The 22,038-nt window shown below is 61.4% G+C and carries 17 protein-coding genes and 2 pseudogenes; 7 read left to right on the forward strand and 12 right to left on the reverse strand.

Annotated features, from left to right (window positions below; translation table 11 throughout):
• Positions 1–2: 2 nt before the first annotated feature.
• On the reverse strand, positions 3–287 hold the full coding sequence (locus tag D3879_RS27845) for a hypothetical protein (RefSeq protein WP_238474230.1): 285 nt from the start codon (positions 285–287) through the stop codon (positions 3–5).
• Positions 288–622: 335 nt separating this feature from the next.
• The gene (locus D3879_RS12760; protein WP_177412399.1) at positions 623–3,016 is read right to left on the reverse strand and encodes a heavy metal translocating P-type ATPase; all 2,394 of its coding nucleotides are present in this window, start codon (positions 3,014–3,016) and stop codon (positions 623–625) included.
• Between the two features lie 82 nt (positions 3,017–3,098).
• Between D3879_RS12760 and D3879_RS12765 the strand changes: the two genes are divergently transcribed.
• Positions 3,099–3,536, forward strand: a complete 438-nt coding sequence (locus D3879_RS12765) for a Cd(II)/Pb(II)-responsive transcriptional regulator (RefSeq protein WP_119954593.1) — start codon at positions 3,099–3,101, stop codon at positions 3,534–3,536.
• A 272-nt stretch (positions 3,537–3,808) separates the two neighbouring features.
• On the opposite strand, the gene D3879_RS12770 is transcribed toward D3879_RS12765, so the two are convergent.
• Positions 3,809–4,426: a LysE family translocator gene (locus tag D3879_RS12770; protein WP_119954594.1), complete on the reverse strand. Its 618-nt coding sequence runs from the start codon at positions 4,424–4,426 to the stop codon at positions 3,809–3,811.
• Positions 4,427–4,938: 512 nt separating this feature from the next.
• A complete protein-coding gene (locus tag D3879_RS12775; protein ID WP_119954595.1) occupies positions 4,939–5,607 on the reverse strand; it encodes a response regulator in 669 nt (222 codons plus the stop codon).
• 25 nt (positions 5,608–5,632) lie between these two features.
• Here D3879_RS12775 and D3879_RS12780 point away from each other — a divergent pair, with 25 nt between their 5' ends.
• The 3 genes from D3879_RS12780 to D3879_RS12790 all read left to right on the forward strand — a co-directional run bounded on the left by D3879_RS12780 (position 5,633) and on the right by D3879_RS12790 (position 9,255).
• Entirely contained in the window at positions 5,633–7,414 is a 1,782-nt protein-coding gene (locus tag D3879_RS12780) for a hybrid sensor histidine kinase/response regulator (RefSeq protein ID WP_119954596.1), read from the forward strand.
• Between the two features lie 364 nt (positions 7,415–7,778).
• Positions 7,779–8,477: a pirin family protein gene (locus D3879_RS12785; RefSeq protein WP_119954597.1), complete on the forward strand. Its 699-nt coding sequence runs from the start codon at positions 7,779–7,781 to the stop codon at positions 8,475–8,477.
• A gap of 67 nt (positions 8,478–8,544) precedes the next feature.
• Entirely contained in the window at positions 8,545–9,255 is a 711-nt protein-coding gene (locus D3879_RS12790; protein WP_119954598.1) for a pirin family protein, read from the forward strand.
• A 104-nt stretch (positions 9,256–9,359) separates the two neighbouring features.
• On the opposite strand, the gene D3879_RS12795 is transcribed toward D3879_RS12790, so the two are convergent.
• Positions 9,360–9,785 (reverse strand): organic hydroperoxide resistance protein, encoded by a 426-nt coding sequence (locus D3879_RS12795; RefSeq protein WP_119954599.1) that lies wholly within the window; start codon positions 9,783–9,785, stop codon positions 9,360–9,362.
• A 331-nt stretch (positions 9,786–10,116) separates the two neighbouring features.
• On the opposite strand from D3879_RS12795, the gene D3879_RS12800 reads away from it, so the two are divergent.
• Positions 10,117–10,776, forward strand: coding sequence for a YceH family protein (locus tag D3879_RS12800; protein WP_119954600.1), 660 nt, complete (start codon positions 10,117–10,119; stop codon positions 10,774–10,776).
• Positions 10,777–11,020: 244 nt separating this feature from the next.
• Here D3879_RS12800 and D3879_RS12805 read toward each other — a convergent pair whose 3' ends face one another.
• The 3 genes from D3879_RS12805 to D3879_RS12815 are packed head-to-tail and all read right to left on the reverse strand — an operon-like array spanning position 11,021 to position 12,977.
• Positions 11,021–11,251, reverse strand: a complete 231-nt coding sequence (locus D3879_RS12805; protein ID WP_119954601.1) for an anti-sigma factor family protein — start codon at positions 11,249–11,251, stop codon at positions 11,021–11,023.
• Complete coding sequence (locus D3879_RS12810) at positions 11,245–11,856, reverse strand: RNA polymerase sigma factor (protein ID WP_119954602.1); 612 nt, start codon at positions 11,854–11,856, stop codon at positions 11,245–11,247. The genes D3879_RS12805 and D3879_RS12810 overlap by 7 nt, the downstream gene beginning before the upstream one ends.
• Positions 11,856–12,977 (reverse strand): beta-ketoacyl-ACP synthase III, encoded by a 1,122-nt coding sequence (locus tag D3879_RS12815; protein WP_119954603.1) that lies wholly within the window; start codon positions 12,975–12,977, stop codon positions 11,856–11,858. Before D3879_RS12815 ends, D3879_RS12810 begins: the two co-directional genes overlap by 1 nt.
• Positions 12,978–13,133: 156 nt before the next feature.
• Between D3879_RS12815 and D3879_RS12820 the strand changes: the two are divergent.
• Positions 13,134–13,875, forward strand: a pseudogene (locus D3879_RS12820) (dienelactone hydrolase family protein).
• Between the two features lie 87 nt (positions 13,876–13,962).
• Here the strand turns inward: D3879_RS12820 and D3879_RS12825 are convergent.
• A pseudogene (locus tag D3879_RS12825) lies at positions 13,963–14,136 on the reverse strand (DUF3418 domain-containing protein); the annotation flags it as partial.
• Positions 14,137–14,570: 434 nt separating this feature from the next.
• Here D3879_RS12825 and D3879_RS12830 point away from each other — a divergent pair.
• On the forward strand, positions 14,571–15,362 hold the full coding sequence (locus D3879_RS12830; protein ID WP_119954605.1) for a gamma-glutamyl-gamma-aminobutyrate hydrolase family protein: 792 nt from the start codon (positions 14,571–14,573) through the stop codon (positions 15,360–15,362).
• Positions 15,363–16,349: 987 nt separating this feature from the next.
• Here the strand turns inward: D3879_RS12830 and hrpA are convergent.
• The 3 genes from hrpA to D3879_RS12845 form a co-directional block, all read right to left on the reverse strand.
• A complete protein-coding gene (gene hrpA, locus D3879_RS12835) occupies positions 16,350–20,261 on the reverse strand; it encodes an ATP-dependent RNA helicase HrpA (RefSeq protein WP_119954965.1) in 3,912 nt (1,303 codons plus the stop codon).
• A gap of 128 nt (positions 20,262–20,389) precedes the next feature.
• Complete coding sequence (locus D3879_RS12840; RefSeq protein ID WP_119954606.1) at positions 20,390–20,641, reverse strand: amidohydrolase family protein; 252 nt, start codon at positions 20,639–20,641, stop codon at positions 20,390–20,392.
• A gap of 141 nt (positions 20,642–20,782) precedes the next feature.
• A complete protein-coding gene (locus D3879_RS12845) occupies positions 20,783–21,907 on the reverse strand; it encodes an agmatine deiminase family protein (protein ID WP_119954607.1) in 1,125 nt (374 codons plus the stop codon).
• Positions 21,908–22,038: the final 131 nt, after the last annotated feature.

Consider the following 22,038-nt stretch of genomic DNA (forward strand, 5'->3'; position numbering starts at 1 on the left):
CTCTAGGACGTGCATCCCAGACGTTTTCGCCGACCTGACGACGACTGAAAAGCCAGCAGAAACCCCGAGTTTTGTCTCAAACTGCGCGGCGCAAACACCGCGCCAGCCAATAATCGACACTCAACCAGCGCCCAGCACCACTGAAAAAGCGCCAGCAACATAAGCAGATACGTCACCGCGAACTCCATTCCTTTATTCGGCACCTCGAACTTGCCGCTGCGGGTCAGCCAGTCATAGTGGCCATGCCTGATAAGGATCGCCCGTGCCTGCTCTAGCTTCTCTGCCAAGGCCAATATCTGGCATTGACGAAAGGCGTGGGATCGGCAATCGCTTGCTAGCCGAACTGCTACTGCCCACTGAAGATCGCCATCAGCAGGGTGACCATCAGCGACAATCGCGCCCCGCCACTCTCCGTCAGCGCCGCCAGCCTGGCCGGCAACTACGGTATTCAGACGCTGCGGCGTTTAAATGGGGCCGGCTTGGCACCCTCAGCGCAATGGACGGAACTCAATGGAGGACGTTGCAGCGAGGTAGGCTTTATTTGTTGGCCGGGCTGGCGCGAAGTGGCGCCCGGCCCCATGGCCGGTCGACCTCGGCCTGATAAGCGCCCTCCTCGCCACAGCTACTCGACCACCCACGGGGCGCGGCTGGCACTCACTGCCGTTGGCGGGAAATACCCAAGCAAGCGCAGCCCATTGAACACCACCAGCAAGCTCGCTCCCATGTCAGCGAACACCGCCATCCACAGCGTGGCATGGCCGGTTAGCGCCAACCCGAGGAAGACCACCTTGATGCCCAGCGCCAGTGCGATGTTCTGCTTCAAGACTGATCCCGCGCGGCGGCTCAGGCGGATGAAATCGGCGATCTTGCGCGGGTCGTCATCCATGATGGCTACATCGGCGGTTTCCAGCGCAGTGGCGGTGCCGGCCGCGCCCATCGCGAAACCGATGTCGGCCCGCGCCAACGCTGGGGCATCGTTCACGCCATCGCCGACCATGCCGACCGTGCCATGACGGCTCTTGAGTTCGGCGACGGCGGTTTGTTTATCTTCCGGCATCAGGTTGCCGCGTGCGTTCTGGATACCGAGTTGATCGGCAATCGCCCGCGCGGTGGCCGGGTTGTCGCCGGTCAGCATCACCGGTTCGACGTGCAGCGCCTTGAGGGCCGCCACCGCAGCAAAGCTCTCGGGCCTGACCGTGTCGGCGACAGCGAACAGCGCTACCGGGCCGCTGGCCGCGCACAGGACGATGGCGGTCTTGCCGGCATTTTCCAACAGCGCTAGCCGTGCTTCGAGTGCTGGCGAGCAAATACCCAGCTCTTCGACTAACCGATGGTTGCCCAGATGCCACGGCTGACCAGCGATGCTGCCCTTGACACCACGGCCGTTGAGCACGCCGAAGTCTTCAACCGGCACGGTCGCGGCATCCGGTTGGCGTGCTCGCCATCCGCTGACCAAGGCTTGCGCAACCGGATGAGTGCTGTGCTCGTCAAGACTGGCCGCGATCATCAAGGCTTGCTCGAGCGGCATGTCGCCGAACGGCGCCGCATCGGTCAGCACAGGTTGGCCTTGAGTCAGTGTGCCAGTCTTGTCCAACGCCACGACTTTCAGCAGCCGACCACCTTCGAGGTAAACCCCGCCCTTGATCAGGATGCCGTGCTTGGCCGCTGCCGCCAGCCCGCTGACCACCGTGATCGGCGTGGATATCACTAGGGCGCAGGGACAGGCGATCACCAGCAATACCAGCGCTTGGTAGATCCATGCCCCCCACGTACCACCGAACAGCAGCGGGCCAAGCACGGCCACCAGGAGAGCCAGGGCAACCACTACGGGGGTGTAGTAGCGGGCGAACTGATCGACGAAGCGCTGTGTCGGCGCGCGTTGCGATTGCGCATCCTGGATGGCGGCAGCGATGCGGGCCAGGGTGCTGTCACCGGCCGCGGCCGTCACGGTCGCCTCCACCACGCCGTCGGTGACGATGCTGCCGGCGTACAGGGCGTCGCCGGCCTGCTTGTCCACTGGCAGGCTCTCGCCGGTGATCGGCGCCTGGTCGAGCGCGGCCCGGCCCGAGTCGACGCGTGCATCCAGCGGCACTCGCGCACCGGTACGAACCCGGATGCGGCTACCGACCGCCACCCCAGCCACCGGTTGCTCTTGCCAGCCGTCCCCGACCCTGACCTCGGCGGTTTCCGGGGCCAGCGCGGTCAGCGACTTGATCGCGTTGCGCGCCCGTTCCAGCGACAACGCTTCGATGGCCTCGGCGACAGCGAACAGGAACACCACCATCGCCGCTTCTGGCCACTTACCGATGATGACGGCACCGGCTACCGCCAGCGACATCAGGAAATAGATGTTGAGCGTCCGGTTCTTGAGCGCGACCCAGCCCTTCTTGAGGGTTGGCAGGCCGGCGCTCAGGATGGACAACGCAGCCAGGGCCATCACCGGCCAGGAGGCTTCCTGCCCGGTCGTCCAGGCGATGACTTCGGCGCCGACCGCGGCCAAGCCGCTGATAATCAACAGGCCTTTCAGTTTTGCGCCCAGGGCCGGTGGCACGGCGGTTGCCGGCGCACCGACTTCGAACAGGCTGGGAGCCATATCTAGCGCGGTTAACGCGGCGGCGATGGGCTGCGGATCGCCCAGGCGGTGGTACACCGTCAGTTCCCGATCCAGCAGGTTGAAATCGAGCCGGGCGATCCCTGGCATCGGTTCCAACCGGTTGCGGATCAGCCGCTCCTCGGTGGGGCAGTCCATCTTGTCGATGCGGTAACGCACCCGGCTGGCGCCTTCGGGCGGCGGGGTGTGCTTGGCCTGCGATGCGCCTTTGCTGGCTTCCGTGCCGGGGGTGCTGCACGCATCGGCGTGATCATGCTGATGGCCATCGTGGCTGTGATCGTGACTCGCTTCATCGGCATGCGCAGGGTCGTGTTCAGCCCGGTGCTCATGGGCTGAGCCACAGCATTCGTCTTTTTCCTGTGCGTGGCGGCGGAACACGGGGTTGGGCTCGTTGTGCTGACTCATGCGGGTGTACCCCTGGGAACAATGCCACCATTCAACAGTCTGTAGTAACTACAGGGTCAAGCACTTTTCGGAGGAATGCGGGATGAGGATAGGTGAACTGGCGCAACGCAGCGATTGCGATGTCGAAACGGTGCGCTTTTACGAGCGAGAAGGCTTGCTCGACGTGCCAGCACGCGAGCCCAACGGCTATCGTAGCTACTCCGAAGCGCACTTGGTGCAGCTCAACTTCATTCGCCATTGCCGCTCGCTCGGCATGGGGTTGCCGGACGTGCGCACATTGCGCAGCTTTCAAGCTAAGCCGGAACTGGCCTGCGACGAGATCAACCAACTGATCGACGGGCAGATCGAGCGCATCCACCAGCAAGTCGAATCACTGCGCTTGCTCGAACAGCAATTGCACACACTGCGGGATACCTGCCACGCCAATCAGAAAGCCAGTGAGTGCGGGATCCTGCGCAATCTGGAACAGGCAGCCGAGGGACAGGGTTGCTCCTGCCATCCGCTTGGCAAGACCAGCTGAACGCGCTCGTGCTTTAAATCAAGGCGCGCATAGAGGGTGCTTGAGCGTACGATTTTTCCGAGTTCTGCCTGCGCCCCCAGTGGCCCCTTAGCGGACATGGCGCTGATTACGTTGACAACCTCTGCTACCAATCGATTCATCGACGTTTCCATGAATTGAGAGAGCTGGTAACTCTCAAACATCCCTGCCCGGTGTATTTGCGCAAGCCTTACTCGCGGTCATTGAATCCCCTAGTTTCGTAGACACCCCTGAACGTCCGTAATGGGTCAGATTTAGGTGTACTGCCTCGCAAGTACGAGGCCAAGGCCGACCAGAATCGAACCACTGACCTTTGGCATGAAGCGCATGAGCCCATTAGCCGATAACGGGCCGATCAGCAGCGAAGCGAAGACCACCGCAACGAGGTCTGCCACCGAGAAGATCAGATTGACGATGCTGCCGAGAACCAGGAATTGCAGCCAGAGCGGCGCGGCACTCTCCGGGTTGACGAACTGCGGCAGAAAGGTCAGGAAGAACAGCGCAGTCTTGGGGTTGAGGACTTCCACGACAGCACTGTCGCGCAGGACACCCGGCTTAGGCAAAGCAGAGTCCGCCGACGCCGCGTGCCTGCCGAGGATCATGCTGCCGCCCAGCCAGATCAGATAGACCGCTCCAGCGAGCTTGATGCCGAGATAGACCATCGGCGCGTGATGGAGCAGCGTGGCCAGGCCCGCGGTGGCCGCAGCGATGTGAACATAGCAACCCAGGTGAATGCCGAGTGCAGCCATGAATCCCGCTCGTCGCCCGTGTGCAAGCGTCTGTGAGGTCATATAGAGGATGGCGGGGCCAGGCATGCAGGCGAAGGCCAGCGTTGCGAACGCAAACGAGATCCAAGCTTCCGGCAATATCATGGACAGGTCATCCTTCCAGTGGAAAATAGCGCTTCTATGAGTTGCGAGGGATAACGCTGGATGGACACTCTGTCGGTCGAGCAGGCAGCGAAATGCCAGTAGCGAGGAAGGTTAAGACTGGGCTTGATCAGGAGATATACGACGGGTGCCGTATTTTGGCGGAAACCGCAGCCACCTAGGTTGTGGGTGCTGGAGCCTAATGTTGGCTGTGCACACGGTTTTATCGATCTGAATAGGCGTAGGCGTAGATTGGAAATCCGGGGATACCTGTTGCCTAGTGACCTGTGTGGCTAGTTCCATTAGTCAATTTCGGCGCCCTGAGGCCCCGATACTGCGTTGCCGCGGATCAAAGTAGCCCAGCTATGACTCGTCACGGCGCCTTGCCTCAGGACTCCAGGCATCCGAACTTGAGTTAACCAACCAGCCGTACAGGCCACTAGCTCCCGGATTGCATCCGGGCTACCGCTTGTTCATTGAATTTATTGGGCCCCCGCGCTCGCGAGGGCGGCCACTCAGCCAGTGGGCAGGCCTAGCCGAACCGCATAGGCGGCTAGCTCAGCGGTGTTGTGGAGATCGAGTTTGCGCATCAGATTCTCCCGGTGCTTGCGCACGGTGAACGGGCTGATGCAGAAGCGCTCGGCGATCTCGCGCGCCTTCGCGCCTTGAGCGATGAGCACCAGAACCTGTCGCTCGCGCCGAGTGAGCGGAACCAGCGAGATGATGTCCGCCACAGGTTCGCCCGTAGCCTGAGAGCGCCCATGGCCGTCGATCGCAAAGCGGACGGCAGCGGCGAGATAGGTCCGGTTTTGCCGGATTGCCTCGATGGCGTCGGTAAGTTCCTGAGTATCGTCGCTCTTGGTGAGGTAGCCATGGACGCCGGCCTCGAGCACGGCCCGGATGGTGCCCAATTCGACATTCGCAGTCAGCACCAGGATTTTCAAGCGGGGAAACTGCTCGCGCAGGTCTCGAATGAACTGCAGCCGGTTCACGCCGGGCATGCCGAGATCAAGCAGCAGGAGGTCGACGGACCGTTCTCCAAGGACCGCATGAATGCCGACACTGTCGGCAGCCTCGCCGACGACGCTAACATCATCCACTGTGGAAAGCAGAAACCTCAATCCTTCGCGCACGATGCTATGGTCATCGGCGATCAGGACAGTGAGCTGATGCCCCTCCTTCATTGTTGCTCTCCCTTGAGGCTTCGCTATGCCAAGCACCAGTCAGCGTAAGTATTTCGTCGACCTCTTGTTTCGCCAGTCCTATGCGGTGCTTTTTGCAAACTTCGCCATCCCGATTCCGGTTGCTTACATTTTCAGAAATGCCGTGCCCATGAGCGGACTCGTTGCCTGGGGAGCCGCCATGTACGTCCTGACGACCTGCCGCATTCTCCTGGCGCAGCGCTATTTCAAGCATGGTAATCACTTGGCATCCCCAGCACAGTGGGCCTGGCGGGCGACCGTACTCTCATGGCTGTCAAGCCTGCTGTGGGGATGGCTCGGCTGGAAGGGTTTTGCCCAGGGCGATCCTCAGCTCTTCGCCTTCACCTGCATCGTCCTGACCGGCCTCGTCTGCGGCGCAGTACCTTCGCTTTCAGCCTTTCCACCCGCCTATGCCGGCTCGCTGGTGGCCATGCTTTTGCCGGTCACTCTACAGTGCCTGACGAGCGAGGGTGAGGTCTACGCCATCTATTCCTTCTTCCTCGCCTGCCTCGCGGGTGTCAACCTGTACTACAGCCGCGTGACCTATCGCACGCTCTGCGAGACGGTGAGATTACGCCTGGAGAATGTCGAGTTGGTCGGTCGCCTGAAAGAGGAGCGTGACCGTGCGCAAGCCGCCGACCAGGCGAAGTCGCGCTTCCTGGCCGCAGCTAGCCATGACCTGAGGCAGCCCATTCATGCCCTCAGCCTCTTCGTCGGCACTCTTGCCGCGCTGGCGGATCGCGGGGACGTCCTGGCGTTGAAGGCGCAAGACATTGCCGCTCGGCTGCGCATGGTGATCGGCAATCTCGGCGGCCTCCTGAACGGTCTGCTGGATATCTCCCGCCTCGATGCGGGTGTCGTAACTGTATCCCGGGAACCTGTCTCGCTTAGCCGCCTCTTCGCCGGTCTGCAGGACGAATTCGCCGGCACCGCACAGGAGCAGAACCTGCGCTGGCGTGTGCTGAAGTCGAAACTCTGGGTCGACAGCGACCCCGTACTGCTCAAGCGCACGCTCGACAATCTTCTCTCCAACGCCTTCCGTTATACGACCAAGGGCAGCGTGCTCCTTGGTTGCAGACGACGCGGGCATTCGGTCGAAATCCAGGTGTTCGATAGCGGACTCGGTATCCCCGCCAACCAACAGTCGGAGATCTTCGAAGAGTTCGTCCAACTCCATAATGCCGAACGCGATCGTACGCAGGGCCTTGGCCTCGGTCTGGCCATTGTTCGACACACCACCCGCCTCCTCGACCACGGGGTCAAGCTCATTTCCATCGAGGGCCGTGGGTCAATGTTCTCCATCACCGCGCCGGCTAGGAAAGCGCCGACTGAAGCGAACACCCCCGCCCAACCTACCGCGCCGGAAAGAGCGCTTGGCATCATGATCATCGACGACGAGCAGGATGTGCTGGATGGGCTTTGCGGACTGCTCGAGGCTTGGGGGCACAAGGTTTATGCAGGGGGCTCGGCAGACGATGCCTGCCGGATTCATGCTGAAGCCGCTCAACGCGGGAAGGCATCGGTGCACCTCATCCTCACCGATTACAGGCTGGGCGCTGGCGTGACCGGAACCGAAGCGATCCGCGAGATCCGCGATTATCTCAATTGCGCCGTCCCGGCGATCATCGTCACCGGTGACACGTCACCGGCGCGGCTTAAGGAGGCGTCCGACAGCGGTCATCGTCTGCTTCACAAGCCGGTCGAAGCACATGCTCTCCGGGACGCGATCGAGGCTAGCCTGGCTACCGACGTGCCTGGATTCCGGGCGGAACCTGCTTCTTTACCGTGACGTTGCGCGACCAGCACTCCGACCTGCCGGTACGAAAAGGCTGGCCGCCCGGGTGCTGACGCGTACCTAAGATGTAGTGGCCGAGCGCGCTTGATTATCTATGCGTGCATTGGACTGGGAAAAATCCAGAGCAAACTTTACCGCCTGGCTCATCGCCAACCGCGGGCAGTGTGAAGGTTTCTATCATCGACCCTTAAAATCTATTAATTCGATCAAAAAGGCGGAATATTTGCGCTTTTTTAAATTGATTATCTGATCGATTATCCGGCCATTACCAGCGGCTTCCCACCGCCTGATACTCGAAAGCAGGTCTATCGAGCAGGCCATACGAGCGCCACCTGGATACCAACGGAGGACACAGATCATGATCGAGTTACGACCCTTTGAGCTGCTGGGTGGCGCTAATCACGGCTGGCTCAACGCGCGTCACCACTTCTCTTTTGCCGAGTATTACGACCCCAAGCGGATGGACTGGGGCCAGCTGCGGGTGTGGAACGACGACGAAATCGCGCCCAATACGGGCTTCCCGCGTCATCCGCACCGGGATATGGAAATCATTACCTATGTCCGCGAGGGGGCCATTACCCACCAGGACAATCTCGGTAACGAGGGTCGTACCGAAGCCGGCGATGTGCAGGTGATGAGTGCCGGCAATGGAATCGTCCATAGCGAATACAACATGGAGTCGGAAACCACCAAGATCTTCCAGATTTGGATTCAGCCGACCGAGTTCAACGCACCGCCGGCCTGGGGCGCTAAACCCTTCCCGAAAGGCGAGCGCGCCGGTGCCTTCGTCACGCTGGCCAGTGGAGACCCTGCCAATAGCGAAGCGCTGCATATTCGCGCCGATGCACGCTTGAGCGCGGCAACGCTGAAGGCCGGCCAGCAAGCCGAGTATCGCCTGGGCGACAAGCGCAAGGCTTACCTGGTTGCCGCCAGCGGTGTGATCACCGTCAACGGTGTACAGGCCAAGGCCCGGGATGGCATCGCCGTCAGCCATGAGGAGGTGTTGTACTTCAGCGCTATGGAAGACAGCGAAATCATCCTGGTGGATGTGGCCTAAGCCGCTCCAGATGGGCAGCATCGTGGCTGCCCGTCTGGCGTTACCGCAGCGCTAGGTAGGCACACCAATGCTTGAAGTTCGCAAAGCCGGTACGAGAGGGGTCGCCAATCTCGGCTGGCTGAAATCACGACACAGCTTTTCCTTCGGCAATTACCACGACCCGGATGAAATGGGCTTCTCGGACTTGCGGGTGATTAACGATGATCGCATCGCCCCTGGCCGCGGCTTCAGCCCACACGCGCACCGCGACATGGAGATAGTTACCTATGTGCTGGAGGGTGCCGTGGCCCACAAGGACTCGCTCGGTACCGGCTCGGTGATTAAGCCCGGCGATGTGCAAATCATGAGCGCAGGTACGGGCGTCACGCATAGCGAATACAACCACTCGAAGGTCAAGCCACTGCACCTCCTGCAAGTCTGGCTGGCGCCCAAAGCCAAACGCCTGCCACCGCGTTATCAGCAAAAGCACTTTGCTCTCGAGCAGCGGCGCGGGTGCCTGCGCTTGCTGATTTCCGCCAATGGCCAGGATGGCTCGCTGAGCATCCAGCAAGACGCGCGCATGTATGCCGGCCTATTCGACGGTCGGGAAACGGCAACGCTGAAGCTTTCTACGAGTCGCTACGCCTACGTCCACGTCGCCCGCGGAAAAATTCGGGTGAACGGCACCCCTCTGAGCGAAGGCGACGGTGCCAGAGTGCAGCATGAACAACTACTGACGCTTGATAGCGGGATCGACTCAGAAGTATTGGTGTTCGACTTGCGGGCACGCGCGCGATGAATCACTCTCCGGATCGAATGAATACGCACCTCGCACAAGGTGCGTATTGGTACGCCGCAGTGCCGCTGCAGGCGTTCGCACAGGCCAGGTCACTCTAAGAGCGATCACACCAACGTCAGCTGGACATCGATATTGCCCCGCGTGGCGTTCGAATAGGGGCAAACGATATGCGCCTTGGCGACGAGATCTTCAGCGACCTTGCGATCGGCCAAGGGTAAGGTGATCTTCAACTCGACTTCGATACCAAAGCCGGTCGGGATCGCGCCAATTCCGACCACCCCCTCGATCCAAGTATCCTCAGGTAGCGCAACCTTCTCGCGCGCGGCAACGAACTTCAGCGCCCCCAAGAAACAGGCTGAATAGCCAGCGGCAAACAGCTGTTCCGGGTTGGTGCCCTGGCCACCGGCACCGCCTAGTTCACGCGGGGTGGTCAGGCTGACATCCAGCACGCCATCGGAAGACACGGCGCGGCCATCGCGACCACCCGTAGCCTCAGCGTAGGCGCGATAAAGAACCTTCTCGATCGACATGGCTCATCTCCTTAGCTAATTAATTTTTGACCAGACAGCGACCTACCACTCAGCGACGCTCACCACATTCACGCCCATCGACACCGCCGCAAAAAGCAGCAGACCCGGCACGCTGCGATCACCCAGCAACCGCTCTATTTGGCCAGGAACAAGACTAGCTGATTATTTTTTGCGCACCGCGAATGACCAGCGACTAGCCAAGCGCTGGATACCCACCGCTAGGCAGGTCGGCCGTAAGTGCCACTTAAGGCGAGCAACGGATGCAAAGGCCATGTCAACGCAGCGGCACTCAAGCTAGGCTAGTGACCTTTCTCAGCCTACCGGTGCCGCCATGACCAACGAACAGTCAGATACACCGCCCAGCGCAGAGCCGCTGAACACTGTCGAAGCCCGTATCCTCGGCTGCTTGATCGAGAAGCAGGCCACCACGCCGGAAACCTACCCGCTGACCCTCAACGCGCTGGTCATCGCCTGCAACCAGAAAACCAGCCGCGAACCGGTGATGAACCTCAGCCCCGGCCAAGTCGGGCAAAGCCTGCGCAGCCTGGAAGCACGCGGCCTGGCGCGACTGGTCATGGGGAGCCGGGCCGATCGCTGGGAGCAGCGGGCCGATAAAGCCCTGGAGTTGGTCCCTGCCCAAGTGATCCTGATCGGTCTGCTGCTCTTGCGTGGCCCGCAAACCATCAACGAGCTGCTCACCCGCAGTAACCGCATGCACGACTTCGAAGATGCTGAACAGTTGCAACACCAGCTTGAGCGTTTGCAGTCGCGTGGCCTGGCCAGCCAACTGCCACGCCAGTCAGGTCAACGCGAGGATCGTTACATGCACCTGCTGGGCGACCCGGCGGACCTCGCGATCGCCCTGGCGACAAGACACGTCCACGTCGACAAAGCCGAAAGCGCCACGCCATCCGAGCCATACGACTCCCGCTTGGAAGAACTGGAAGCCCGCGTGGCCGCCTTGGAGGAACGCCTGGCCAGGCTGGAGTAGGCCTAGTTGAGCAATGCTACCTGCCCGCTAACTGTTGAGCCGGGCGGCAGCTCTTCGTAGGAACGGCTGCCGCCTCGCGAAAGCCCCCAAGCATCGCGGGCATGGCCCACTCCTACGGGTTTTGCGCGTTTCCAATGCACGCCTTGCCTACGGAGTCAGGCACCGGCGGAAATAAATTGGCTATGTACCCGTTAGCAGCTTTGACTCGCGACCTTTTTCCACGGCCTGCTAAATAGCCACCCGTTCAGCGCGCCTTGCGCTGCTCGGCTAAACGCGCCGCCAACGGTTCCAGTTCAGGAATCGCAGCGTCCGGTAGCCTTCGCAGCACCGCCTGGGTCAGCCGCATCTGGCGGATAAAGCGCCGGCATTTCCAGCAGATCGCCAGATGGGTGCGCACCGCTATCCGCTCGCGAAAGCTCAACTGAGCATCGAGATAATCGCTGGAATGTGCCACCAATTCCTTACAACTCAGCACTGGCCTGTCTCCTCGAAATGTTCCAGGGTGGCAAACACCTTCAGCCGTGCCCGGTGCAGCAATACCCGAACATTGGAGAGCGAGATCTCCAAAAGATTACAGATCTCTTCCAACTCAAGGCCCTGGCGCTCGCGCAGCAGCAACACGCTGCCCTGCAACTCGGAGAGACTACTCAAGGTTTTTTCCAGGCATTCGCGCAGCTCGTCTTCGGTCAGCAAGGCTTCCGGCGAGTCCTGATGCCAGGCAAAAGGCGCCGCCAGCCAGTGGCCGTCTTCGGCAAATCGCGATCCATCGATTGTGCCATGCGGTGCTGGCAGGTCATCCAGCAACACCTCGCGGCGGTTCTGCTTGAGCCGGCTCTTGGCGGTATTGGCGGTGATGGTCAGCAGCCAGGTCTTCAGGCTGGAACGGCCCTGAAAGCCGTCCAGGCTACGGACTACGGCGAGCCAGGCGTCCTGCACCACCTCATCGGCGTTGCGGCTGCCGACGATGGCATAGGTCACCGCCCGCATGGCGCCCTGGTAGGCCGCGACCAGCTCACGGAACGCCTGCTGCTCGCCGGCCAACAGGCGAGGCAGCAGATCGGCGTCGAGCGGCTGGCTCATCAGTGTTTACGAAGAATCACGCTGCCGATTGAATAACCGGCACCGAAGGAGCTGAGCACCCCCAACGCACCGCTCGGCAAATCATCCTGGTTCTTATGAAAAGCGATGACCGAGCCGGCCGAACTGGTATTGGCGTAGGTATCGAGAATCACCGGTGCCTCATGCGCCTCCGCCTCACGGCCAAGCAGCTTCTTGGTGATCAGCTGGTTCATGCTGAGGTTGGCCTGGTGCAGCCAGAAGCGTTTGACGTCGGATACGTTGATGCCATTCTCGCGCAGGTGCGTGCCGACCAATTCGGCGACCATCGGGCAGACGTCGCGGAACACCTTGCGGCCTTCCTGCACGAACAGTTTGTCCGGCGCACCGATGCCCTCTTCCCCAGCGCGGTTGAGGAAGCCGAAGTTGTTGCGGATGTTGTTGGAGAACTGGGTCAGCAGCTTGGTACTGACCACATCGAACTGGTGCTTGGAGGTGGCCAGATCGGCGCGCTCGAGTAGCACGGCGGTGGCCGCATCGCCGAAGATAAAATGGCTGTCGCGGTCACGGAAGTTCAGGTGACCGGTGCAGATCTCCGGGCTGACCACCAGCACCGCGCGGGCTTGGCCGAGCTGCACGCTGTTGGTCGCCGCCTGGATCCCGAAAGTGGCGGATGAGCAGGCCACGTTCATGTCGTAAGCAAAGCCCTGGATACCCAGCGCGGCCTGTACTTCGATGGCCACCGCCGGGTAAGCGCGTTGCAGATTCGAACAGGCGACGATAACCCCGTCGACATCCGCCGCGGTTTTGCCGGCACGCGCCAACGCTTCTTCAGCCGCGCCGACCGCCATCTGGCAGAGAATGCCCCACTCGTCGTTGGAACGTTCCGGGATCCGCGGCGTCATGCGCTGCGGGTCGAGGATGCCGGCCTTGTCCATCACGAAGCGGCTCTTGATGCCCGAGGCCTTTTCGATAAAGGCACTGCTGGACTCATTCAACGGCTCCAGCTCACCACGTTCGATGGCCGCCGCATTGTCGGCGTTGAATTGCCGAACATAGGTATTGAAGGATTCCACCAGCTCATCGTTAGAGATGCTGTTTGCCGGGGTATACAGGCCGGTACCGCTGATGACGACGTTATACACGGTCGTTCCTCTTGCAGGCTTATTGATCGGAATGGCGGCTATTGTGCCCGAAAACAGTGAAAAACCCCCAGCCTTCCAGGCTGACATTCGTCAGGGCATTATCGGCGGATGCTTTGGCTGAACAGTCGTACCGAATGACGAAATGAGGAGAACATCATGGGCTCCACAGTCCACATCAACGCAACTGACGGCAGCGGTCAATTCACGCCTACCTGGCCTTGCCGGAAGGCGGCAAAGGCCCGGGGATTGTCATAGGCCAGGAAATTTTTGGCGTAAACCCAAGCATGCGCGCGGTAGCCGATTTCTATGCCGAGGAAGGTTATGTCGCCATCGTTCCCGATCTGTTCTGGCGCCTGGAACCGGGCATCGAGCTGGGCTAGCAAGGAGCGGACTCTCAACGGGCCTTCGAGCGGTACCAGCGTTTCGACGTGGACAAAGGCATCGACGACATCGCCGCGACTGCCGCCCTGCGTGCGCTGCCGGCTGTAGACGGCGCAGCCGGCGTCGGCTTCAAAGGAGCTGAGCCGTTTCTATCAACACCATTTCGTCCACGGTAATCCGCCGGACACCATGCTGACGCCGATCTCGCGCACCGTGGGCGCCACCCAACTGGTCGACGAATTCCTGTTCAGCTTCACCCACACCACCGAAATCGACTGGATGCTCCCAGGCATCGCCCCCACTGGTAGATGCGTGGTGATCCCGATGGTCGGGGTGATCAAGTTTCGCGGCGCCAAGCTGTGCCACGAACACCTGTACTGGGATCAGGCCAGCGTGCTGGTACAAATCGGCCTGCTCGACCCGAAACTGCTGTGTGGGATCGGCACACAAGCTGCTGGACGAGTCGCTGCCGTCCAACACCCTGATGGCTCGCTGGAAGGAAAGCACGGGGAAGTGATCGACCTGCTCCATGGGCCAACGTACGCGGCCCCGCAACCCGGTGGGTTACGGCCCGCGGCTTAACCCACCCTACGGAATGGAGAGGCTATTCAGCTCTCCACCCTCCCCACTGTTTCGCCCGCCGCTTGTCCGAGAGCGGCGGCTTGGTTCCCAACTGCTGGGCGAACAGCGGCACGCGGTATTCCTCCAACATCCAGCGATAGAGCAGCAGTTGCGGATCGCGCTTACCTTTCTGCAAATGCTTAGCCGCACACACCTGTCATCTATGTGTCCGGTCTATACCCCAGGCAAACCAAAACCCCATACGTCCCCGGATATTCGCAGCCGTTCGGGTCGTAAAAAATATTTAACCTCTCAATCTGTAAAATATTATGAAATACCTTATAAATCATTATGTTGGCCAAACTCAGAAATTTGTCCCAGACAGTTTTCTGGTCGAATATCTTAACAAATCAACCTAATTCGTTTGACATATTTTACGGCCTTGGCAGACTGGCTCCATGGTTCTGGTTGTCGGGAAGCCGTCGTGAGTAGTTTCAACAGCCTGTCCGCACTCCCGGCGGGGGACACAGGAAACACCTACGCGACGGCAGTTGCACCCATCCAGAGTCCGCAACAAACAGGAAGCGCCGAGGCGATACAGGCTCTTTCTGCACAGTAATGGCAGGCACCCCGCCTGCCCCAAGGTGATATATGTCCAACAACAATACTGGCAACACCCAGAACGCCAAACGTAAACCTGTCGTCCTTATGCCCATGGGGGCCCAAGAGCGCAAAGGTCATGACTATCAGGTGATGACCAAGAAGTACATGAGCCCTCTGGTCGAGATCTCTGGTTGCGTGCCCCTGTTGGCACCCACCTGCTTCGGCACTGAAGACCTCGAGCAATACCTGTCCATGGTCGACGGCGTGTACCTCACCGGTGCCGGCAGCAACATCGACCCGGCTCTCTACGGCCAGGAGAACCTGACACCCGATAAGTCCCAGGACAGGGACCGCGACCTGTTCGACCTGCCGCTGATCCGCGCCGCACTGGACATGGGCCTGCCTCTCTTCGGCATCTGCCGCGGCATGCAGGAACTGAATGTGGCGCTCGGTGGTGACATGCATCAGAAGCTGTACCAGACCCCCGGCCTGAACGACCACCGCGAAGACACCACCACCCCGGTGGCCGAGCAGTACGCCGATATACACCCGGTGCGTCTGGTACCGAACACCTGGCTCGCCGAACTGATGCAGCAGGATGAAATTCCAGTGAACTCGCTGCACGGCCAGGGCATCAAGACCCTGGGCAAGGGCCTGCAGGCGCTGGCACACGCCGAGGACGGGCTGGTAGAAGCAGTTCACCTACCGGAACTGCCGCAATTCACCCTCGGCGTGCAGTGGCACCCGGAATGGCTGGCCGCGCAGAACCCCCACTCTGTGCGCCTGTTCCAGGCCTTCGGCGAGGCCTGCCGGAACCGCGCTGAGCAGCGCAGCCGCTAAACCGTCTGGCTACGACCGGCGCAGACCTCTCCCGTGAGGGGCGGCCTGCGCTGGCCCGCCGAGTGCATCTGCGGACGCCTACGCGCTGCGCAAGTTGCAAGGTAGCCTGGATATCGACTCGGCGGAAAACCGCTTCGCGGATTGTCCACCCTACGCAGGCGCATCTGACTTGATCGTTCCCACGCTCCGCGTGGGAATGCAGCCCTCGACGCTCCAGCGTCCAGCCAGCTATTTCCACAGCCCCCCTGGCGCTTGATTGCAGCCTGGCAGGACGGGGGATACCCGCGCCACCTACCCATCTACAACTAGATCATCGCCCTACATGACTTATGCGGCTCGCTCAGCCTCCGTGCCCCTTAGCCCCAAGGTGGTGCAGGTTCAAGGTTTTGACCAGATGGCCTGTAGCCCAGATTGCCAAGGCAACCACCAGGCACATGCTCGCGAACGCCAACCAGGCGTTTGGCCACAACAGAGGCATCCCAAACAAGATCAGACTGTCGAGCTAAAGGGGTCGGAGTGATTTAAAAATGAAAAAATGGGCAGATTTGTTTTCTGCCCCTGACTTAAACGGTGCACGGCCTACGGCGAGTGCACTCTACGTTTCAGATGCCACCAATTAGCTCAATCCGATCATTGAAAGCCGGGCCGGGATAGCGCCCCTTCAGAAGGCCGAACGTAATCGTTGTGTAGGGGGTTGAGCGGCATGGATGCCGCGAAAGCTGCGATGGGCCAGGGATGGCCCTTCGCGGCGGACCCTCGGAGCGGCGATGGAGCGAGGGAACCCTGCGCGCAGCGCAGGGCCGGATGGCGGGGCAAGCCCTCTTGGTTACTTCTGGGGCGACTGCCAGAAGTGACCCGCCATAAGGGCGGAACCGAATCCAAGCGCCGATGAAAGTGCGGTGTTCGAACGCGAATGGTTAGGCCACAACTGCCCTCTCCCCCGCCCCTCTCCCATAAATGGGCGAGGGGAGAAAAGCGTTCAGCGGCTTAGGCTTCGACCAAGCTCCACTGCTTGCTCACTCGCTTATCCGACACCGGCAGCTTGGTTCCCAACTGCTGGGCGAACAGCGAGACCCGGTACTCCTCCAACATCCAGCGATAGAGCACCAACTGCGGATCGCGCTTGCCTTCCTGCGCATGCTTGGCCGCACGGGCCTGATACTGCGCCCATAACCCCGCCAGTTCGCCACTCCAGACCCGATCTTTCTGCAGCTGCGCGGAAAGCTTGTCGAAGCGCTGCTCGATGGCTTTCAGATAACGCGGCAACTCCTTCAGCCACTCCGCCGGCGTTTCGCGAACGAAACCCGGATAGACCAGATTGGCCAACTGCTGCTTGATATCGTTGAGCGCCACCGCCTGGGCCAGGTCGATCTTGCCTTTGAAGCGCTTTTGCAAGGCGTGCCAGAGCTTGAGAATCTCCAAGGTCAGCCGGGCCAGGCGCTCGGCATGCTCGGTCCAGGCACCGCGCTTCTGCTCGGCCAGCGCCGCCAAGCCGACGCCATCGCGCGGCAAGCTGGTTTCGCCATCGAGCACGCAGCTGTCCAGACTCGCCAGCAGGATGTCTTCGACCAGCGCCTCGACCCGACCCAACTCACGGTGCAACAGGCCCAGGTCGGTCAGCCCCGGCAACTTGCCGCGCAGGAACTTGGCCGGCTCGGCCAGCTGTTGCAGCAGCAAGCGCTGCAAGGCCCGGCGATGCTGGTACTCGGCTTCGGCCTGGGTCGGGAAGCGCCCCTCCTTGACCGTCCCGCCCTCTTCCACCAGCGCCGGATACACCGTCATCGACAGCCCGGCGATCTTCTGCTGGGTTTTCTCGGCCACCGCGGCGAACACCTTGGCCTCCACCGGGCGCTGCTCTTTCTCGGTACGCGGCACCGCCAAGGCCGCCTGACTGGCCTCGGCAAAACGGGCCGTTAGCTCAGCCAGATCGCGGCCTTCACCAAGGAACTTGCCCTGGGCATCGACCACTTCCAGGTTCATCTTCAGGTGGCTGTCCAACTGCACCGCGGCCTCGACCCACGCCTCCTCGCTGACGCGCACCCCTGTCATCCGTTGCAACTCGCGGCCGAGCGTCTCCGGCAGCGAGCTTTCGGCGAAGCTGATGCGTTGCAGCGCGGCCTTGACGAAGTCGGGTACCGGCACGAAGTTCTTGCGGATGGCTTTCGGCAGGTTGCGCACCAGGGCGATGCACTTGGCTTCCAGCACGCCCGGCACCAACCACTCCAGGCGCTCAGCCGGCAGTTGCGGCAACAACGGCGCCGGCACCCGCAGGGTCACGCCATCGCGCGGGTGATTGGGCTCGAAGTGGTAGGTCAACGGCAGTTCCAGCTCGCCCAGGCGCAATTTGTCTGGATAGTGCGCGGCGGTGACTTCGCTGGCATCGCGCGCCAGCACATCTTCCTCGTGCATGATCAACAATTGCGGGTTCTTCGCGCTCTCGATCTTGTACCAACTCTCGAAAGTCGCGGTCTGGTGAATCTCGGCCGGCAGGCGTGCTTCATAGAAGGCGAACAGCGTTTCCTCGTCGGCCAGAATGTCGCGACGGCGGGCCTTGGCTTCCAGCTCATCGAGCAGTTCCAGCAGCTCTTTATTGGCGCTCAAGCACTTGGCGCGGGATTGAATCTCGCCGCGCACCAGGCCTTCGCGAATAAACAGCTCGCGCGACACCACTGGGTCGATCGGCCCGTAATGTACCGGGCGCTTGCCGATGATGATCAGCCCGTAGAGAGTGATCTGCTCGTAGGCGACGACTTGCCCACGCTTCTTCTCCCAATGGGGTTCGAAGTGATTCTTCTTGATCAGGTGGCTGGCCAGGGGTTCGATCCAGTCCGGTTCGATCTTCGCCACCTGGCGGGCAAACAGCTTGGTGGTTTCCACCAACTCGCCAGCCATCAGCCATTGCGGACGCTTCTTGCCCAGGCCGGATGAGGGGTGAATCCAGAAACGCCGCTGCCGCGCGCCGAGGTAATCGCCGTCTTCGGTTTTCTGCCCGATCTGACTGAGCAAACCCGACAGCACCGCCTTATGCAGCTTGGGAAAGTCCGCCGGCTCTTTGTTCAGGCTCAGCTGCAAGTCGCGGCAGATCAGGCTCAACTGACGATGGGAGTCGCGCCACTCGCGCAGCCGCAAATAGTTCAGGAAGTTCTTCCGGCACCAGCTACGCAGCGCACTGGAGCCGAGCGCCAGGCGTTGCTCTTCGAAACCGCGCCAAAGATTGACCAGCCCGGCGAAGTCGGAGTCCGCATCCTTCCACTGCGCGTGAGCCTGGTCGGCGGCTTGCTGACGTTCCGGTGGCCGCTCGCGCGGGTCTTGCACCGAGAGCGCGCTGGCGACCACCAGCACCTCTTGCAGGCTGCCCTGCTTGGCCGCCTCCAGCAGCATCCGGCCCAGACGCGGGTCCACCGGCAGGCGTGCCAGTTGGCGGCCCAGTGGCGTCAACTGGCCTTCGCGGTTGACCGCCGACAGCTCCTGCAGCAGGTTGAAACCGTCACTGATGGCTTTGCCATCCGGCGGCTCGATAAAGGGGAACGCATCGATCTCGCCCAGACGCAGATGGAGCATCTGCAGGATCACCGCCGCCAGGTTGGTCCGCAGAATCTCCGGGTCGGTGAAAGCCGGGCGGCTGTTGAAATCCTCTTCGCTGTACAGACGCACGCAGAGCCCCGGCTCGACCCGGCCACAACGACCTTTGCGCTGATTGGCGCTGGCCTGGGACACCGCCTCGATCGGCAGGCGCTGGACCTTGGCGCGGTAACTGTAGCGGCTGATCCGCGCGGTACCGCTGTCGATCACATAACGAATACCCGGCACGGTCAGCGAGGTCTCGGCGACGTTGGTGGCCAACACCACGCGCCGGCCCGGATGCGACTGGAAAATCCGCTGCTGTTCGGCCGGCGACAGGCGCGCATACAGCGGCAGAATTTCGGTGTGCTTGAGCTGAGCTTTACGCAGCATCTCCGCCGCGTCGCGAATCTCCCGCTCGCCGGGCAGGAACACCAGTACATCGCCGGGGCGCTTGCCTTCGCTGCGCTCGAACGCGGCGATTTCATCCAGGGTCGCGAGGAGCGCCTGATCGACCGACAAATCCTCTTCGAGCCGATTACCCTCTTCGTCCTGCTCGGCAGTCAGCGGGCGATACCAGGTGTCGACCGGGAAGGTGCGCCCGGAGACTTCGACAATCGGCGCATCGTTGAAGTGCTGGGAGAAGCGCGCAAGATCGATGGTCGCCGAGGTGATGATGACTTTCAGGTCGGGTCGACGCGGCAGCAGGGTTTTCAGGTAGCCGAGGAGAAAGTCGATGTTCAGGCTGCGTTCGTGGGCTTCGTCGACGATGATCGTGTCGTAGCGTTCCAGGTAGCGGTCGTGCTGGGTTTCCGCCAGCAGGATGCCGTCGGTCATCAGCTTGATTAGGGTGTTGGCGTCACTCTGATCCTCGAAACGCACCTGATAGCCGACCAAGGCGCCCAGCGGCGTCGCCAGCTCCTCGGCCACCCGCGTGGCCACACTGCGGGCGGCGATTCGGCGAGGCTGGGTGTGGCCAATCAGGCCGTGCTGACCACGGCCCAGCTCCAGGCAGATCTTCGGCAACTGGGTGGTTTTGCCTGAACCGGTTTCACCGGCGATCACCACCACTTGATGCTTTTCGATGGCCGCCTTGATCTCGTCGCGCTTGGCGGCAATCGGCAGGGCGTCGTCGTAGCGAATCGTCGGCACGCTCAGCCGCCGCGCCTCGACCTTGGCGCAGGACTGCTGGAAGCGCTCCAGCCATTGCGCCTGCTTGGCTTCGTCCGGCTGCTTGCGCAGTTCGTGCAACTGGCGACGCAGCCGATGCCGATCGGCCAGCAGGGTCTGCTCGAGGTTTTTCAGCAAGGAGTCGAAGGCGGGAATCGGGTCGGTCATCAGGCAGCCGTGAACGGTTTCGTTAAGGGCGCGATTGTCGCAGATTTCGCCGATAGGCGGCCAAACCGTCGCCCCCCCTGCCAACGCCCTGACGCCTTGCCCTGCGGGCGAATGCGCCCTACATCGCCTCAGAAGGCCGCGTCGCGGTAGACCTCCTCGCCGCCAAGCAGGGTCCAGAGCACCTTGGCTGTACCGATCTGCTTAGCCGGCAGCTCGAAGATGTTTTTGTCCAGCACCACCAGATCGGCCTGCTTGCCGACTTCCAGCGAGCCGGTTTGATCCTCTTGGCGCAGGGTGTAAGCGGCATTCAGGGTGTAAGCCTGCACCGCCGCTTCCAGGTTCGGCAGGCTGCGCTTACCCAGACTCAGGGTGTTCTGCATGATGCCCAGCGGCGATAGCGGGTTCGCGACCCCGGCGTCCCTGTTAGTTACGACACCAACCCCTGGCTGGCACTTACCGCAGCCGACCCACTTGTATTGCAGGCCAGGCTGAGCACAGGGCCCATGCCTGGCCCGCAAACATCAAACCAGCGGCATGTTCTTGGTCACGCAGTGGATACCGCCACCACCGGCGGCGATCGGGTCGATATTCACCTGGACGATGGCACGGCCCGGATACAGCTTGGTCAGCAGGTCCTTGCAATACTTGTCGGCCGCCGCATCGCCGAACTGCGGGGCGATGACCGCGCCATTGATCGGCAGGTAGTTGATATAGCCGGGGGCGAAATCCGGGTTGTTCTGGGTGTACTGGTTATTGCGCTTGGTCAGCGGTGGCGGCAGGGTGTGGATCTGCAGCTTGTTGCCATCGGCATCGGTAGCGGCCTTGAGGATCTCCAGATGGGTGCGGGTCACCGCGTAGTCATAGGACTTGGGGTCGTTGTCGAGGTTGGCCACCACCACTCCGCGGCTGGCGAAACGGGCATAGAAATCGATGTGGGCGTCGGTGATGTCCTTGCCCTTGATGCCCGGCAGCCAGATGATCTTGCGCAGGCCGAGGTTGGCCATCAGCTCGGCCTCGACCTGAGCCTTGCTCATGCCCGGGTTGCGGTTGCTATTGATCCAGCAGCTCTCGGTCATGATCGCGGTGCCGTGGCCATCCACCTCGATGCCACCGCCCTCGCCGGTCAGCTGGCTGGCGATATAGGTGGCATAGGTTTCATAGCTCAACGTATCGGCCACCTGGGTGTCGCTGGCATGCGCCTGCTTGTTGCCCCAGCCATTGAAGTTGAAATCCACCAGGCCGCGACCGCCCTGGTCGTCGACCACGAAGCAGCCGCCGAAGTCACGCATCCAGATGTCGTCCAGCGCCATGGTCAAGAAGCGGATATTGCTGGTGCCGCACTTGCTCTTGGCCAGCGCCAGCTGGTTGGGCCGACACAGCACTGTGACCGGCTGATACTTGGCGATGGTTTTGGCCAGCAGGGCGACGCAGTTATTCACCGGCGTGGCCCAGTCCGCCCAGATCGATGAGGAAGCGCCAAAAGACAGAAAGATGCGCTCCTGCTGGGCATTCTCGTCCGGCATGTACCAGCTGCCACTGAGGGCTGCTCGTACGCGCGGGGCATTCAGTCCCAGGCCCATACTGGCAACCGCGCCGAGACCGGCCACGGCGGAAAGCTGCTTGATAAAGTCACGACGCGTAGACATGCGTTTATCTCTCTCAATTATTGTTGTTGCATTGTCGTGAGGCGCCGCGAGCTCCGGCGCCCGGCCCTTCCTTCCCTGGCTTGCGCGCAGCAACAGTTGCCCCGCCTCGCCAGCTTTTGCCAAGACAACCC

The organism is Pseudomonas cavernicola (assembly GCF_003596405.1).
GTDB classification, from domain to species: Bacteria; Pseudomonadota; Gammaproteobacteria; order Pseudomonadales; family Pseudomonadaceae; genus Aquipseudomonas; species Aquipseudomonas cavernicola.